This is a genomic window from Rhodococcus sp. NPDC049939 (genome assembly GCF_040656415.1).
Taxonomy (GTDB): domain Bacteria; phylum Actinomycetota; class Actinomycetes; order Mycobacteriales; family Mycobacteriaceae; genus Rhodococcus_F.
This window is the reverse complement of the sequence record NZ_JBFAMC010000006.1, coordinates 1-16,193: the sequence shown is the minus strand read 5'-3', so window position 1 is coordinate 16,193 and position 16,193 is coordinate 1. Positions and strand designations below refer to the sequence as shown.

Here is a 16,193-nt window from a genome sequence, read left to right as displayed (position 1 = left end):
CGCCTTTTTGCTTTCGCCTCGATCGATTTCAGTGGACGCGGCCGCGCGCGCGAACGGCCAGCCCCGTCAGGACCAGACAGCCGAGCAACACCATCGCAGGCATCACACCGGGGTCGCCACGCACGATCTCGACGACCGCCGCGATGAACGCCATCGCCGTGAAGAACCCGAAGATCCCGATCAAGACCTCGAGCCGTTGCCGTTTCGCAACCGGATGCATAACTTCAGTGTTACACCCGCTTCGCTCGACTGTCGAAGCTCCCCCTCGCTTCGCTCGACCGGTCGAAGCTCCCCCTAGCTTCGCTCGACAGGCCTAGCTCTTCACACCACCGGCTGTTAGCCCGGAGACGATACGGCGCTGGAACAGCAACACCATGATCACAAGCGGAATCGTGACGATGGTTCCGGCTGCCATGATCGCCGCATACGGAACGACGTGCGGGTCGTTACCGGCAAACCTCGCAATCGCGACAGTGACCGGCTCGGTGGCATCGCTCGAGAGTTGACTGGCCAGCATGTACTCGTTGACGGTCACGATGAACGCGAGAATCGCGGTCGTGAACAGCGCGGGCGCCGCGAGCGGCAGCATCACAAGTCGGAACGCTTGCCCACGGGTGGCGCCGTCGATGCGAGCGGCCTCCTCCAGTTCCCAGGGGAGGTCCCTGAAGAACGACGTCAGCGTGTAGATGGTCAGCGGTAGCGCGAAGGATATGTTCGGGATGTCCATCGCCTGATAGCTGCCGATCCAGCCGATGTTCGTGAACAACTGGAACAACGGGGTGACCAGCGCGACGACGGGGAACATCGATGCACCCAGCACGATGCCGACCACGAGATACTTGAAACGGAACTCGATGCGCGCCAGCGCATACGCGGCGAATATGCCCATAGCCATCACTACCGCGGTAGTGACAGTGCCGATGAACATGCTGTTGAACAGGGCCCGAGTGAAGTTGTTTCCGCTGCTCGTCGACAGTGCGTTCTCGAAGTTCTCCAGCGTGACGTGCGTGGGCCACGGAGTCGTGTCGAATGTGTAGTCGGGGTCACGGAAGGCTGTCACCACCATCCAGTAGAACGGTGCCAGCCCCCACACGATGATGATCGCGACACCGACATAGATGCGGTAGTTCTTGAGCGAAGCACTCCACGGACGGTGCGGCTTCGGCCGCGGGGTCGGTGGAGCCTCTTTTTCCAGGACGCGATGGGTCACGACGTCGGCCCCTTTCGCTGGGATTCCAGCGTGTCGACGGCATTGGCGCCGAGAAACTTCACCAGGACGAACGCCACCGCAAAGATCATGAGGAAGGTGATGGTCGACAACGCGGACGCGCTGTTGAAGCCCTGCCGCACCTGGTCGACCACGAGGATCGACACCGTTCTGGTGGCCGGATTGCCTTCGGTAAGGATTGCGGGCAGGTCGTACATGCGCAGTGCGTCCATGGTGCGGAACAGAATCGCGACCATCAACGCCGGCTTCACCAACGGCAACGTGATCTGTCGGAACCTCTGCCACGCGGAAGCCCCGTCCACCTTGGCTGCCTCATAGATGTCCTGCGGAATCATCTGCAGTCCCGCCAGAATCAGCAGGGCCATGAAAGGTGTTGTCTTCCAGACGTCCGAGATGATCACCGCGAACCGGGCGGGCCAAGAGTCCGACGTCCACAGGATCTCGGTACCGAGCAGCCGGTTGGCGATGCCGTCGTAGGCGAAGATGAAGTACCAGAGCTTGGCCGTGACCGCGGTCGGGATGGCCCACGGAATCAGGACCGCCGCACGCAGCAAGGCGCGGCCCTTGAACGTCTTGCCCATGATGATCGCCATCCACAGGCCGATCGTGACTTCCAGGCTCACTGTCACGATCGTGAAGAACGCGGTGTTTCCGACAGCGGGCCAGAACTGCGAACCCAGAGTGCCCGGCGGGCAGGACGTGACGATGCCGCCCGGCCCCGTGCACTGCTGCAGGATCCAATGCGTGTAGTTGGTGAGCCCAGCCCAGCCACCTGGGGTGAACATGCCTGTGGACGGATCGAGACCAGCGTCTTTCTCGAACGACATCACCACTGCCCGGATAACCGGGTACCCGATGACAATAGCCAGCACGGACAGCGCGGGAACGATGAGCAGCCATGCGCGACGGCTGCTCAGCGACATGCGTCCACTGCTCTCGCTCTTCTCACGTGAACCGCGGCCGGGGTTTGAATCCCCGGCCGCGGTACGAGCTGGTGTCCCACTGGTTGTTCCAGTTGGAACGACCATCTTCACCCCCGTATTTTACGAACCGAACTTAGTTGGCGCCTGCGGCCTGGATGCCGGACTGCATGTCCGTAATCGCCTGGTCCACAGACTTTTCACCCCGGATCGCGGCATAGGCGTTGTCCTGTACCGCCTTCGACACGGCCGGGTAGAACGGCGTGATCGGACGCGGGACCGCGTTCTCGATCGACACCCTCAGCGTCGGCATGAAGGGGTACTTCGCGACGACGTCCGGGTCATCGTACAAGTCCGCTCGAACCGGGGGAAGCGAGTCCATCGCCATGATGCGCTGAGCCTGCTCACCCTGGAGGAACTTGAGGAAGTCAAAGGCAGTCGCCTTGTGCTCCGAGTACACGCTGATGGCGGCGTTGTAGCCACCGAGCGTCGATGTGCCGATGCCGTCCTTGCCGGGCAGCGGGGCCACGTCGAAGTTGCCCTGCACCGCAGAAGACTCCTGTCCAGCGGTTGCGTAGACGTACGGCCAGTTCCGCAGGAACAGCACCTCGCCGCTCTCGAACGCCTGCTGGCTCTCCGGCTCCTGGAATGTGGTGTCCTGGGCGGGGATGTTGCCATCGGCGAAGTTGTCGACCAGAACCTGAAGACCCTCGCGGGCCTCGGGGCTGTCGACGGTCGGGGTCGTTCCGTCCGCACCGACGAACGATCCTCCGTACGCGTTGATGACCTCGGCGGTGTTCACCATCAAGCCCTCGTACGGCGCGAACTGACCTGCATAGCAGTCAATGTTGTTTTCCACGGCGACAGCGCAGGCGGCTTCGAGTTCGTCCCACGTCGTCGGCGCTTCCTGCACAAGATCGGTGCGGTAGTACAGCAGGCCACCGTTGGTGTTCTTCGGAGCCGCGTACTGGGTGCCGTTGTAGGTGGCGCTTTCCACCGTGGCCGGGATGATGCCGGTGTTGTCCATCGTGAACTCGCCGGTCAGCGGCTGCAGCCAACCCCTTGCCGCGAACTCTGCCGTCCAGGGAACGTCGAGCGCCATGACGTCGTAGTCGGACTGCTCGGCCTGAAGGTGCTGGACGAAGTCGTTGTGCGCCTGATCGGCGTCGTTCGACTGCTCCCTGAACGTCACCTGCTCGTCCGGATGCTCAGCGTTCCACGCGTCGATGATCTGCCTGACCACACCGGTATCGGTGGTGTCCCTGCCCTCGACGTAGGTGATAGGGCCGCGACCTTCGAGGTTTTCTGACGCAGCATCACCCCCACTGTTACTCGTCGAGCATGCGGTGAGCGTGACAAGCGAAGCAGTAGCAAACGCCGCGGTGCGCCAGACCGCTCTCGAAATCTGAACCATGGAGTCTCCTCGTTGGCAATTGGATAAGGCGTGTTGGTGCCGAAAATCACGGAACCCGGACCAAGACGGAAGATACTGTGGCGAGAATCGCCATGCAAGGCGCTGACTCCACGTGTATCGGCTAAGAAGCCGCAACCGGGTCTTCGAAGGGCTAGACCAATCGGTCTCCCGTCGAGGCCGAGAACATGTGCACCCATGCGGGGTTTACATGCAGCTTTACCAGATCTCCCTTGCGTGGCGGGTCGCGCCAGTCTGTGCGGGCCACCAGCTGCTGCATCTCGCCGTTCACGGTGCTCCGGCCGTAAATATAGGCGTCCGATCCGAGTTCCTCGACCACGCCGACCTCCATCGGGATTCCGGTGCTCGAGAGCTCGAGATGCTCGGGCCGGATTCCGACGATCACCTCGTGCTCGCTTGCGCCCGAGTAGAGCTGCCGCGGCAATGGGATGGTCGTGTCACCGAGCACAACCCCTTCGGACGTGATCGGCAAGGTGAACAGGTTCATGGAGGGCGAGCCCATGAACCCGGCGACAAACACGTTGGCGGGCGCGTTGTAGAGATCCCGCGGGGTCGCGCACTGCTGCAGCACCCCCTGGTCGAGCACGGCCACCCGATCGCCCATGGTCATGGCCTCGACCTGATCGTGCGTGACGTAAACCATGGTCGTACCGAGACGACGTTGCAGTTGAGCAATCTGGGTGCGGGTCTGTGTTCGGAGCTTCGCGTCGAGGTTCGACAGCGGCTCATCCATCAAGAACACCTGCGGTTGGCGGACGATGGCACGCCCCATCGCGACCCGCTGCCGCTGGCCACCGGACAGGGCCTTGGGCTTGCGGTTCAGATACTGCTCGAGGTCGAGGAGCTTCGCGGTCTCCTCGACGCGCGCGCGAATGTCGATCTTGTTCATACCGGCGAGCTTGAGCGCGAAGCCCATGTTCTCGGCCACCGACATGTGCGGATACAGCGCGTAGTTCTGGAACACCATCGCGATGTCGCGCTGCTTGGGCTCTTCCCCGGTGACGTCTCGGTCGCCGATCAGGATCCGCCCGCTGTGGACTTCCTCCAGTCCGGCCAACATCCGCAGCGACGTCGACTTCCCGCAGCCGGACGGTCCGACGAGTACCAAGAACTCACCATCGTCGATCTGCAGATCGAGGTTCTCGACGGCCGGCTTGTTCGAACCTGGGAACAAGCAGCTGGCACCGTCGTAGGTCACTGTGGCCATGAACTTCGATGTCCCTTCTACCCGGCTCCTCGCGCAGGTTCGTGCGAACTTACATGTTCATACACTGATCAACCCACCCGGGAGAGGGGAAGAACCGCCTCCGAACTCCAACGCACCACGAATACTACCGGTACGACCACCGATAGATCGCCGGGCGTAGCCTCTCGGCGTGAACTCGGACAAGATGCTGACCCGCATCGGTGGACTGCTCCGACAGGCAGAATCCACCGATAATCAGCACGAGGGCGAGGCCTTCATGGCCGCGGCGCAGCGACTTGCCACGGCCGCCTCGATCGACCTCGCCGTGGCACGCGCCCACACGGCGGGCAAGGAGAAGCGAGCCACCCCCACGCAACGCCTGATCAGTATCGGCGAACCGGGTAAGAAGGGTCTGCGCACATATGCGCAACTCTTCCTGGTGATTGCCGCCGCCAACGACGTCGAGTGCGACATCGCCCAGACGTCCGCCATCGTCTACGCCTACGGCTTCGCCAGTGATATCGACGTGTGCGAAGCCCTGTACACGAGCCTGCTGATCCAGATGGTCCGGGCGTCCGACGCGTATATCAAGTCGGGTGATTACCGCAGCGAGACCACGGTGCGCACCCGCGTCGAGAAACGGGGACGACGCCGTGTCGTGACCGAAGTACAGCGTCCCGTCGCCGGGGTGACGGCACGTCTGAACTTCCAACTCGCCTATGCCGCGCGAATCGGTCGGCGCCTAGCCGAATCCAGGAGCGAGGCGGCGGAGCAGGCCGTGTCGGTGCCGGAATCCTCGGCGCAGACCGCCCTCGCCCTACGCGACAAGCAACTAGAGCTGAGGGATTATTACCGAGAGAACTCGCAGGCCCGGGGCACGTGGCGGGGCGCTCGCGCAGCTGCGGGGCACGCCTCGCGCGCCCGACGCGCGGGAGATCGAGCCGCGAGGACTGCTCGGTTGACCGATACACCAGAGCTGTCGGTTGCGAGGAAGCAGCTACCGCGATGAGCGGCCCACGCGATACCCAACGCGCGGTGGTATACGACGCGGAAACATTGGTACGCAACATGTTCGACCGCGCCGATGAACGTGGCTTGCGCGTCGTCGAAGTCATGGGGTCACAGGTCACACTGCCCGTGGAGCGCAAGTTCGCATCCATCGAATCCGTGCGCGCCTACGTCGACCGCGTTCTCGCGCTGAACTGGGTCCGATCCACGTGGCCGCGGGCCGCTATCCCGATTCGCATACGCGCGAGATCAGGAAACAGCGCATCACACTACGAAAGTGACTGCGCCACAATAGCAATTCCCGGGCATCGGAACGGCAAGGCCTGGGCATTCCGTGAACTGGTCGTGCTACACGAGGTGGCTCATCACCTCGATCCATCCGACCCCGAACATCCGATGGCGTCACCTCACGGACCGGGTTACGTCGACTGCTATCTCACCCTGGTCGGGGAAATCATCGGGCCGGAGGCCGCGTTCGTGCTGAGGGCGACATACCTGGCTGGTGGAGTGCAGCTGAACTGATATCGGCGATTTCAGGTGCGATTACGGAATCTGACGAACCGGATCTGTCTGCCCGCTTGCCTGAACTCGTCGACAGTTCCGTCCACCTCGAAGCCCATGATCTTGCACAGACGTACCCCCACTTTGGGGTGTTCGGCCCCGTACCGGGCCATGAACTCGGCACCTTCGTCGGGACCGAGGAACTCGGCCGTGACGAGAAGGCGTTTGCGTCCCACCTGGATTGTTACGTCCTTATGTGCCAACAGGTTCCGATACCAATCCGCCTTGGGTCCGAAGCCGACCCCGACGACGTACCCGTTCTCGGTGGCGCCACTGTTGACCACTTCGAGCACAACCTGGCGGATCTTTCCCGACTTACGACCGATGTGCTCGAGGAGCAGCAAGCGGCCACCGAGCAGAAACCCCAGATGCCAGCGGTAGAGGTGAATCGGCGCACGGAACAACGCCCGGCGGATTCCGGTGGGTGGTTCTGGCTTCTCGAGAATCTTCACTTTCTCAGTATTCCAAACTCTAGCGTTGCAGATCAAAACCCGGTTGCCCGCGTGATCGACCGGATATGCGCCGACCGGTAGCCATCGCGAGATCGGGCGAGCAAGATGGATCCGTAGGACGATCTGCACGAACCAGCCCGGTGCCGTGCCTGCGCCGATCAAAGGAGCCCGCATGACTCGCCCAGTTCGCATCGCCGTCCAGATTCAGCCGCAACACGCGCCGGATTACGGACGCATCCGCGACGCGGTACGCAGAGCCGAGGATGCCGGCGTCGACATCGTCTTCACCTGGGACCATTTCTTCCCGCTGTTCGGCGATCCGGGCGGCGCGCACTTCGAGTGCTGGACGATGCTCGCGGCGTTCGCCGAACAGACGGAGAGAGTGGAGATCGGTGCGCTTGTCAGTAGCGCCGGATACCGAAACCCGGACCTGCTCGCGGATATGGCCCGCACGGTCGATCACATCAGTGGCGGACGGCTCATTCTGGGAGTCGGATCGGGGTGGTTCGAACGAGACTACGACGAGTACGGGTATGAATTCGGCACTGCCGGATCACGACTGAAGCTGCTCGCCGAGTATCTGCCGCGCGTGAAAGACAGACTCGGCAAGCTCATTCCGCCGCCCAATCGTCACATTCCGGTCCTCATCGGCGGCGGGGGCGAGAAGAAGACGCTGCCACTGGTCGCGCAGTACGCCGACATCTGGCACAGCTTCTGTGACATCGAGGCGTACTCGCGCAAGGCCGGCATCCTCGCGGATCGGTGCGCCGACAACGGACGCAACCCCGAGAGCATCGCGCACTCCACGATGTGGCCAGGTATGGACGACGCGGCAACCTACGTCGACGCCGGGGTCACACTGTTCACCGTCCATGTGGGCGGTCCGGAATTCGACTTGACCGAGCTGAAGCGCGCCATCGCCTGGCGCGACGAAAACACCCCACCGCCGCTGTCGGGCCTGGCCTAGATGTAATTCCCACAGCCGCCTTCCTGTCCGCGAGCGATTATCGGCATGTGCCGATATTTCTAAGCGCTTGCTTATTTTTGCACGCCCGCAGTCGTGTGGGATAGCCCTCCGACGTCCTCTTTTGTGCTCAACTGACAACACCCCGACCGAACTCGAGCCCCCGAGACCGTTTCACACCACAAAGCCCGTCGATAGTGTCTGATGTCACATAACGGACGAAGGGCGGACGAAATCGTGTCGCACATTGGCTATTTCGCTTGGGATCTTGCTTCGGAGCACGCAGCGGCGCCGTGCCTGCGCGACGACCGCCTCGAATTGAGCTACGAGCAGTTCGCCGAAAGGGTCGACGCGTTCGCCGCACAGCTGTCCGACAAGGGCGTAGGCGACGGTGATGTCGTCGCGATCATGCTGCCCAACCGTGTAGAACTCCTCATCGCCCTGATGGCCTCCTGGCGAATCGGCGCTGCCGCAACGCCCGTCAACCCCACGTTCACCGCGAACGAAGCGGACTACCAAATCTACGACGCGGCAGCGGTTCTCGTCGTCAACGAGGGTCCTGACGCACCCTCCGCGGGTAAGCCGACCATCGCGGTCGACGAGATGGCGACCACGACGCCATCAGACTGGGCACCGAACGGCAGCCCCGATGGCGAGGACCTGGCGCTTCTGATCTACACGTCGGGGTCCACCGGACGCCCCAAGGGCGTCATGCTCTCCCACGACAACTTGCAATTCATGAGCTCGTCCATGGCACGACACTTGTCGCTGACCAGCGAGGATCACTGCCTGCTGATCCTGCCTCTGTTCCACGTCAACGCCATCTGCGTCAGCTTTCTGTCCCCGATGTTGGCCGGCGGTCAACTGAGCATTACGGGGCGCTTCTCGCCTGCACGGTTCTTCGACGACGTCGCGCGGCTGGGCCCGACGTACTTCTCTGCCGTCCCAACCATCTACGCGCTGTTGACCTCGCAACCGGACACAGCTTCCGACCTTTCCTCACTGCGTTTCGCTGTCTGCGGAGCCGCCCCGATCTCGAAGGAACTCCTCGACCGCGCCGAGAAGCGCCTCGGTCTCGTCATCGTCGAGGGGTACGGGCTGACGGAAGGTACCTGCGCATCGGCGTGCAATCCCCCGGACGGCGTTCGCAAGCTCGGCACCGTCGGCCCCGCGCTTCCGGGACAGACTCTCGCGATCGTGGACCAGGATGGTTCGCCTGTGCCCACTGGGACGATCGGTGAGGTGGTCATCCGGGGTGCGAACGTGATGCGCGGTTATCTCGGCCGTCCAGGGGAAACCGAACGCACCATCGTCGGCGGCTGGTTGCACACCGGCGACGTCGGAAAACTCGATGAGGACGGCTATCTCACACTCGTCGACCGCATCAAGGACATGATCATCCGTGGTGGGGAGAACATCTACCCGAAGGAAATCGAGAACGCTCTGGCCACCCATGACGCCGTGCTGGAGGCAGCCGTGATCGGAGCCCCGGACGAGGTGTACGGCGAAGTGCCCGTCGCGTACGTCGTCACCTACCCGGAAGCACAGGTCACCGCCGACGATCTTGCAGCACACCTCGTCGGCCGAATCACGAAAGTCAAGCTTCCGGTGGCCATCCACATCGTCGAAGCACTACCACGAAACCCCGTCGGAAAGATCGACAAACCAGATCTACGCAGCCGCCACCACCCCCAGCCTGTGAGCTGACACCACCATCCACCCCACACCTCGGCCCGCCCCCGAGGCGATATCCCCACTACCTCAAGGAGCCTTGCGATGGGATTCATGACAGGGAACCCCCCTGAAGTCGACCCCGCCACCTTTCTCGACCGTCCGTTCCTCGACCGCATTCGTGCTACGTCGACACACTGGGTCGAAAACGGTTTCGGAACACCGAAGATGGTTCACACCATCTACATTCTGAAGCTGCTCGTCGTCTACATCGGCGCGGGACTGTCCATCGCGACCTTCACATCCGGCCACAACGTTCTCGAGGTCGGGGCGTGGTGGAACGAGCCGATCGTCTATCAGAAGCTGATTCTATGGACGGTGCTACTCGAATCGATCGGCCTCGCCGGATCGTGGGGCCCGCTCGCCGGCCACTTCAAGCCGATGACCGGCGGCTTCCGGTACTACTTGCGCCCCGGCACAATCCGGCTCGCACCGTGGCCGGGCAAGGTGCCGCTGACCTCCGGTGACACGCGGACCGTCTTCGACGTCGCCCTGTACGGCGCACTTCTTGTGAACATCGTCGTCGCGCTCATCCTGCCAGGAGCGCACACCGCGTCGATCGACGCTGCGATCGCGGATAACGCAGGCCTCGTCCGCCCCGCCGTGTTGTTCCCGATCATCGCACTGCTGGTCATCATCGGCCTTCGCGACAAGATCATCTTCCTCGCCGCGCGTAGCGAGCAGTACCTGCCTGCGATCCTGTTCTCCGCGACGTTGTCGTTCGTGGACATGATCGTCGCACTCAAGCTACTGATCGTGGTGGTGTGGGTCGGCGCCGGCATCTCGAAGATCGGTCACCACTTCTCCATGGTGGTGCCGCCGATGATCAGCAACACCCCGTGGATGCCGTCCAAGGCGGTCAAGCGCGCGCACTACCGCAACTACCCCGAGGACCTGCGCCCGTCCAAGGTTGCCGGTAGCGTCGCCCACGTACTCGGCACGATTGTCGAGGTGGCTACACCCCTGGTGCTGCTGTTCTCCACCAACCGCACGCTGACCCTGGCGGCAGTGGTGCTCATGGTCGCATTCCACCTGTTCATCCTGTCGACGTTCCCGCTGGCGGTGCCGCTCGAGTGGAATCTGCTGTTCACCTTCGCAACCATTTTCTTGTTCGCCGGGTTCCCGGCATGGGACGGCTACGGCGTCACGGACATGTCGTCCATGTGGCTGCTCGCAGCAATCGTCGTCGGGCTGCTGTTCTTCCCGATCCTGGGCAACCTGCGACCCGACCTGGTCTCGTTCCTGCCGTCAATGCGTCAGTACGCCGGCAACTGGGCCTCGGCAACCTGGGCTTTCGCACCGGGCGCCGAGGCGAAACTCGACCAGTTCATCCCCCGCCCCGCCAAGATCACCCGCACCCAACTTCTGGACACCTTCTCGCCGGAAGAGGCGGACGTGGTGATGCACCAACTGCTCGGCTTCCGGTCGCTACACAGTCAGGGACGTGCCCTGTTCTCTCTGATGATCAACCATCTCGGAGAGGACATCGACACCTACACGCTGCGTGAAGCCGAATTCAGCTGCAATTCTCTGGTCGCCTTCAACTTCGGTGACGGCCACTTCCACAACGAGCACCTGATCGCAGCTATCCAGAGACGATGCAACTTTGCACCGGGCGAGTTCCTCGTCGCGTGGATCGAATCGCAGCCCATCCACAAGGGCGTTCAGGAATACAAGGTGATAGACGCCGCGCTCGGTGTCATCGAACGGGGAACTTACAAAACGGCCGACGCCATCAACGAGCAGCCGTGGCTACCGAACGGACCCATCCCGTTCGACGTGCAGTGGACACTGGAGGTAGATGCGAACCGGGCACTGACCGACCCGGAAATGATCGAGGAGCCGAAGATGCGTGAGAGCGGCGAGGGCAGCGGAGTGCACTCGTGACCACGGCCGTCGTGGTCGGCAGCGGGCCGAACGGGCTCGCTGCCGCCCTCCACCTGGCCCGCCACGGGGTCAGTGTCCAGGTCCTCGAAGCCGCCGACACCATCGGCGGCGGTACCCGCTCGGGTGAACTCACCGTTCCTGGACTCCTGCACGACCACTGTTCCGCGTTCCACCCGATGGGAGCGGGATCGCCATACCTGCAGACGCTCGACCTCACGCGGTACGGGTTGACTTGGAAGTGGCCGGAGATCGACTGCGCCCACCCCCTCGACTCCGGCGAGGCTGGACTACTGCGCAGATCGGTCTCCGCCACCGCCGCCGGCCTCGGCGAGGACGGCACACGCTGGCGGCGCATGTTCGGGGACCTCGCCGACGGATTCGATGATCTGGCGTCCGACCTGATGCGTCCGATCGCGAATGTGCCACGGCACCCGATCCGACTCGCGACTTTCGGGCCCCGCGCGTTGCTGCCGGCTACCGTGGCGGCACGCTGGTGGCGAACCGAGAAGGGGCGTGCGCTTTTCGGCGGTGTCGCCGCGCACGCCTACTACCGTCTCGATCGTCTCGCGACCTCGGCTGTCGGGTTGATGATCATCGCTGCGGGTCACCGCTACGGCTGGCCCGTCGCCGAGGGGGGTTCCCAGTCGATCACCACCGCGCTCGCGGCCGCACTGGCCGATCACGGCGGCAAGATCACCACGGGTGCGCTTGTGCGCACCTGGGGCGACATCCCGGCAGCGGACGTGGTCCTGCTGGACGTCGCACCATCCGCCGCATTGGGCATACTCGGTGATCGACTGCCCGACAGGATCGCGCGTGCGTACAAGCGATTCAAGCACGCGCCCGGCGCATTCAAGGTCGACTTTGCCGTGGACGGCGAGGTGCCGTGGACCGAACCCGCATGCGGCCGTGCGGGTACCGTGCATCTCGGTGGCACCTTCGCCGAAATCGCGGACGCCGAGCGTGAGGTCACCCTGGGGCAAATGCCGCAACGACCGTATGTGCTGCTGGGCCAGCAATTTGTGGCTGATCCCTCCCGATCGAAGGGTGATCTGCATCCGCTGTACGCGTACGCACATGTCCCGCAAGGCTATACGGGCGATGCGACGGAGGCGATCACCGCGCAGATCGAGCGATTCGCGCCGGGTTTCCGGGATCGGATTGTCGCGACCACCAGCACCGGTCCAGCCGGGCTGGCCGAGTTCAATCCCAACCACGTTGGCGGGGATATCATCGGTGGCGCCAACAACGAGACGCAGGTGGTGCTTCGACCGCGTGTCGCCCTCGACCCGTACAGCACCGGCGTGCCAGGCACGTATCTGTGCTCGGCATCGACTCCGCCCGGTGCCGGAGCGCACGGGATGTGCGGATACAACGCGGCACAATCCGCACTGCGCTACTTGCGACGGGGCGGAGGGGATGCGCGGTGAACACAGCCAACAACATCGATGACGGCCTCGGCGCCGGCACTGTCGACAGAAGGGACCACGATGCGAATCAACGTAACCAGCGTGCTCGTTGACGATCAGGACAAAGCGCTCCGCTTCTATACAGAGATCCTCAAATTCACAGAGAAGACCAACGTTCCACTAGGTAAGTTCCGATGGCTCACCGTGGTGTCACCCGAGGATCCTGATGGAACCGAACTCCTACTCGAACCCGACGACCACCCAGCGGCCAAGTCATACAAGACCGCGCTGGTCGCTGACGGCATACCGTGCACCTCGTTCGCCGTGGACGACGTTCAAGCCGAATACCTGAGGCTGCACGGACTCGGGGTGCACTTCACCCAGGAACCCACAGATATGGGCCCGGTAACTACAGCCGTCTTCGACGACACGTGCGGCAACCTGATCCAGATTGCCCAGGCGGCCCGCGCGTAGGTGACCCGCGCGAGATGACCCGTGATCTAATCGGCCCCCCGCCCAGTGACTCTGAGCGGGAAACCTACAAGACGGCCGATGCGATCAACGAGCAGCCGTGGCTACCGAACGCGCAATCCGCCCTACGCAATCTGCGTCGGAGCAGAAAGGATACGCTGTGAGCAATGCCGGCGACCGCCAGGCCGGTGAGAGGCGCAAGCTTTCCCAGGTGCCCGCTATGACGGAGACCGAAGTCCTCGACATCGTCGCCGGGATAGCACGAAAGCTCGACGCACGGCAGGCAGAAATCACTCACGCGATGACAGGACTGCTCGCGCACGAGGTCGACCAACTCAATGAAGACCCACAACTCGTCGAACTGCTCGAAGCCAGCGTGCAGGGCAACATCTCGACGATCATCCACGTCCTCGCCAACGATATTCCCGTCGATCACCTGCAACCGACGACGGCGGCCGTCGAATACGCGCTGAGATTGGCCCAACGTGACGTGTCTTCCAACTCGTTGGTGCGAGCCTATTACATGGGGCAGGACGCCCTGAGAAAGATCTGCTACGACGAGGTCGACTCGTTGGGGCTGCCGGGTCCGATGACATTGGCTGTGCTCAAACACTTGTCGGAGGTTATGTACAGCTACATCGACTGGATCACACTCTACGTATTCGATGCATACGAGCAGGAGCGGCGGCGGTGGCTCGGTGCCCGCGGCAACGTCCACTCGTCGATCATCCACACCCTCCTCAACGGGACGGGCAGCGACGGATCCACTTTCGAAACCGAAACGCACTACCGACTCGACCAGACCCATGTTGCGATGATCCTCTGGTCGACCGGACCGGACGACGATGCGGGCCTCAACACGCTCGACCACTACGTGCTCGACATTGCGCGCCACCTCACGACGGATTCCGCTCCCATCGTCACCGCCATCGATCGCCAAACACTTTGGGCCTGGCTCCCATTCGGTCGTCGCCAACCTGTCATCGATACCACCGAACTTTCAGCCGCACTGCCCGCGAGGGCTGGAGTCCGGACCGCGATCGGACTACCTTCGGCCGGGATAACAGGGTTTCGCCGATCGCATGAACAGGCCCGTGCCGCCTACTCCGTCGCCAACGTTCCCAACACACCCGCTCGGCCGGTGGTCAGCTTCGGCGATCGCGGAGTCGCCGTCGTGTCGCTACTGGCCGAGAACCTCGACTCCACACGGGCATGGGTATGGGAGGTCCTCGGCCCGCTCGCCGAGAACACCGATCAGGCAGCCACTTTGCGGTTGACCCTGAGCACATACTTCGCCCACGGCGAGAGCCACCTGCACACCGCCCAGCAAATGAATCTGCACCGCAATACGGTCAAGTACCGCGTCACCAAGGCACTGGGCGAACCGGGCACCGGAATCGCCGGGCACAGCAAACTCGACCTTGCTCTCGCCCTTCAGGTTTGCGAATTCCTTGGTCCAACGGTATTGCGGTAGACGATATCGTCCCGCACACTTGGGCGGAGTCGGAGCCGGGCCGGAGGTCGATGAACGGATTCTCACGCGTCGGGTGAGACGCACCTGGGGAAGCTGACACGCGGGAGTGCTTGTCGATCGGGCGGCTCGGTTTCTCTCCGCTGTCGGCGCTCGTACTGGCCTGTCGCCCAACAAGGAGGATTACCCCCACGACATTGGCCGGCGAAGAGACAGCAGCAGATCTCGCCACGCGAGTGAATGCGCCAATCATGAAAATCAGATGCCTGGATGGCGCAGGGGTGCGCCGATGCCCCCCCGCATAGACTGCCCGCCGGAACCCGGCTAGCGAGGCTAGGCTTCTCAGTATGCTGTCTTCCGCCGGAGCGAAGGTTCGAGTGCTGGCCGCACTGCTGCTCGCAGCTGTGCTTGTGCTGGCATCGTGTTCGACTGGCGAAAACACGTCGGGTACGGCGGCGCGTGATCTGTGCTCCCCGCCCGGACCCGGCTCGGCAACTGCCGCGCCCACCAACGTAGAGACAGCGTCGGGGCCGGCCGCCGTGGACAGGTACACCACCGACAACGTCGTCCCGCTCGATCAGATCGACACCTCGAGGTTGAACCTGATCACCCCCGGTGTCCTGACCGTCGGCACCCTGACGGACGCACCACCGAGCATCTGCATCAACTCGGAGAGCCAGTTCTCCGGCTACGACAACGAACTCCTCAAGGCCATCGCCGCCAAACTAGGCCTGCAGATCAACTTCGTCGGCACAGACTTTGCCGGGCTGCTCGCCCAGGTTGCCGCCCGCCGCTTCGATGTCGGGTCGTCGTCCATCACGACGACGGACGAGCGCCGTGCCACCGTCGGCTTCACCAACGGCTACGACTTCGGCTACTTCTCGTTGGTCGCCGCGACCGACGGGCCGATCCAGAGTTTCAGCGACCTGAACTCCTCCACCCGCATAGGCGTCGTCCAGGGCACCGTGCAGGACGACTACGTGGAGAACACGCTGGGACTCGACCCGGTGAAATTTCCGGACTACGCGACCGCGTACGCGAACCTTCTGTCCGGACAGATAGACGCCTGGGTGGCGCCGTCACAGCAGGCCTTGGGCATCATCTCACCCGGTGACCCGGTCGCGATCGTCCAGGACACCTTCAGCATCAACAACTTCATGGGTTGGGCCGTCGCGCAGGAGAACCAGCCTCTGATCGATGCACTGAACTCCGGGCTCGACGCGATCATCGCCGACGGCACCTGGGCCCGACTGTATTCCGACTGGGTGCCGCGCCCACTGCCCGAAGGCTGGAAACCCGGCAGCAAGGCCGCACCCACACCCGACCTCCCCGACTTCGCCGCCCTGGCCGCACTGAACCCACAAAACACCGCAGAAACACCAGCAGCACAACCCAAATCGACACTCCAACAACTCAAAGACACATTCTTCAACTGGGATCTGTACGTGCGGGCATTCCCCGACCTACTCAAAA

The 16,193-nt window shown here is 63.0% G+C and carries 15 protein-coding genes; 9 read left to right on the top strand and 6 right to left on the bottom strand.

Going from position 1 to position 16,193, the window contains the following annotated elements:
- Positions 1–28: 28 nt before the first annotated feature.
- From AB0I57_RS18360 to ugpC, 5 genes are all read right to left on the bottom strand, one after another.
- Positions 29–220, bottom strand: a complete 192-nt coding sequence (locus AB0I57_RS18360) for a hypothetical protein (RefSeq protein ID WP_358338379.1) — start codon at positions 218–220, stop codon at positions 29–31.
- Between the two features lie 93 nt (positions 221–313).
- A complete protein-coding gene (locus tag AB0I57_RS18355) occupies positions 314–1,210 on the bottom strand; it encodes a carbohydrate ABC transporter permease (RefSeq protein ID WP_358338376.1) in 897 nt (298 codons plus the stop codon).
- The gene (locus AB0I57_RS18350) at positions 1,207–2,256 is read right to left on the bottom strand and encodes a sugar ABC transporter permease (protein ID WP_358338754.1); all 1,050 of its coding nucleotides are present in this window, start codon (positions 2,254–2,256) and stop codon (positions 1,207–1,209) included. The genes AB0I57_RS18355 and AB0I57_RS18350 overlap by 4 nt, the downstream gene beginning before the upstream one ends.
- Positions 2,257–2,284: 28 nt before the next feature.
- Positions 2,285–3,562, bottom strand: a complete 1,278-nt coding sequence (locus AB0I57_RS18345) for an ABC transporter substrate-binding protein (protein ID WP_358338373.1) — start codon at positions 3,560–3,562, stop codon at positions 2,285–2,287.
- Positions 3,563–3,713: 151 nt separating this feature from the next.
- The gene (gene ugpC, locus AB0I57_RS18340; RefSeq protein ID WP_358338370.1) at positions 3,714–4,787 is read right to left on the bottom strand and encodes a sn-glycerol-3-phosphate ABC transporter ATP-binding protein UgpC; all 1,074 of its coding nucleotides are present in this window, start codon (positions 4,785–4,787) and stop codon (positions 3,714–3,716) included.
- A 169-nt stretch (positions 4,788–4,956) separates the two neighbouring features.
- On the opposite strand from ugpC, the gene AB0I57_RS18335 reads away from it, so the two are divergent.
- Both AB0I57_RS18335 and AB0I57_RS18330 read left to right on the top strand, forming a co-directional pair.
- Positions 4,957–5,775, top strand: coding sequence for a DUF2786 domain-containing protein (locus tag AB0I57_RS18335; RefSeq protein ID WP_358338367.1), 819 nt, complete (start codon positions 4,957–4,959; stop codon positions 5,773–5,775).
- Positions 5,772–6,296 (top strand): TIGR04338 family metallohydrolase, encoded by a 525-nt coding sequence (locus AB0I57_RS18330; RefSeq protein WP_358338364.1) that lies wholly within the window; start codon positions 5,772–5,774, stop codon positions 6,294–6,296. Before AB0I57_RS18335 ends, AB0I57_RS18330 begins: the two co-directional genes overlap by 4 nt.
- Before the next feature lie 11 nt (positions 6,297–6,307).
- Here AB0I57_RS18330 and AB0I57_RS18325 read toward each other — a convergent pair whose 3' ends face one another.
- Positions 6,308–6,787, bottom strand: coding sequence for a nitroreductase family deazaflavin-dependent oxidoreductase (locus AB0I57_RS18325; RefSeq protein WP_358338361.1), 480 nt, complete (start codon positions 6,785–6,787; stop codon positions 6,308–6,310).
- A gap of 172 nt (positions 6,788–6,959) precedes the next feature.
- Here AB0I57_RS18325 and AB0I57_RS18320 point away from each other — a divergent pair, with 172 nt between their 5' ends.
- The 7 genes from AB0I57_RS18320 to AB0I57_RS18290 form a co-directional block, all read left to right on the top strand.
- Complete coding sequence (locus AB0I57_RS18320) at positions 6,960–7,754, top strand: LLM class F420-dependent oxidoreductase (protein WP_358338359.1); 795 nt, start codon at positions 6,960–6,962, stop codon at positions 7,752–7,754.
- Positions 7,755–7,988: 234 nt separating this feature from the next.
- Positions 7,989–9,458: an AMP-binding protein gene (locus tag AB0I57_RS18315; RefSeq protein ID WP_358338357.1), complete on the top strand. Its 1,470-nt coding sequence runs from the start codon at positions 7,989–7,991 to the stop codon at positions 9,456–9,458.
- Positions 9,459–9,527: 69 nt separating this feature from the next.
- Positions 9,528–11,369, top strand: a complete 1,842-nt coding sequence (locus AB0I57_RS18310; protein WP_358338354.1) for a DUF3556 domain-containing protein — start codon at positions 9,528–9,530, stop codon at positions 11,367–11,369.
- The gene (locus AB0I57_RS18305; protein WP_358338352.1) at positions 11,366–12,799 is read left to right on the top strand and encodes an NAD(P)/FAD-dependent oxidoreductase; all 1,434 of its coding nucleotides are present in this window, start codon (positions 11,366–11,368) and stop codon (positions 12,797–12,799) included. The genes AB0I57_RS18310 and AB0I57_RS18305 overlap by 4 nt, the downstream gene beginning before the upstream one ends.
- 60 nt (positions 12,800–12,859) lie before the next feature.
- Positions 12,860–13,252 carry a VOC family protein gene (locus AB0I57_RS18300; protein WP_358338349.1) on the top strand — a complete coding sequence of 131 codons (393 nt, stop codon included), beginning with the start codon at positions 12,860–12,862 and terminating at the stop codon, positions 13,250–13,252.
- 217 nt (positions 13,253–13,469) lie between these two features.
- Positions 13,470–14,723, top strand: a complete 1,254-nt coding sequence (locus tag AB0I57_RS18295; protein WP_358338751.1) for a helix-turn-helix domain-containing protein — start codon at positions 13,470–13,472, stop codon at positions 14,721–14,723.
- Positions 14,724–15,067: 344 nt separating this feature from the next.
- The coding region (locus AB0I57_RS18290) for an ABC transporter substrate-binding protein (RefSeq protein WP_358338346.1) at positions 15,068–16,193 on the top strand (1,126 nt) is incomplete at its 3' end.

Excerpts from the sequence above, each read along its gene's own strand:
- AB0I57_RS18295 (WP_358338751.1), top strand. The coding sequence starts at position 13,470 with ATGACGGAGACCGAAGTCCTCGACATCGTCGCCGGGATAGCACGAAAG.
- AB0I57_RS18360 (WP_358338379.1), bottom strand. The coding sequence starts at position 220 with ATGCATCCGGTTGCGAAACGGCAACGGCTCGAGGTCTTGATCGGGATC.
- AB0I57_RS18310 (WP_358338354.1), top strand. The coding sequence starts at position 9,528 with ATGGGATTCATGACAGGGAACCCCCCTGAAGTCGACCCCGCCACCTTT.
- AB0I57_RS18300 (WP_358338349.1), top strand. The coding sequence starts at position 12,860 with ATGCGAATCAACGTAACCAGCGTGCTCGTTGACGATCAGGACAAAGCG.
- AB0I57_RS18350 (WP_358338754.1), bottom strand. The coding sequence starts at position 2,256 with ATGGTCGTTCCAACTGGAACAACCAGTGGGACACCAGCTCGTACCGCG.
- AB0I57_RS18320 (WP_358338359.1), top strand. The coding sequence starts at position 6,960 with ATGACTCGCCCAGTTCGCATCGCCGTCCAGATTCAGCCGCAACACGCG.
- ugpC (WP_358338370.1), bottom strand. The coding sequence starts at position 4,787 with ATGGCCACAGTGACCTACGACGGTGCCAGCTGCTTGTTCCCAGGTTCG.
- AB0I57_RS18345 (WP_358338373.1), bottom strand. The coding sequence starts at position 3,562 with ATGGTTCAGATTTCGAGAGCGGTCTGGCGCACCGCGGCGTTTGCTACT.
- AB0I57_RS18330 (WP_358338364.1), top strand. The coding sequence starts at position 5,772 with ATGAGCGGCCCACGCGATACCCAACGCGCGGTGGTATACGACGCGGAA.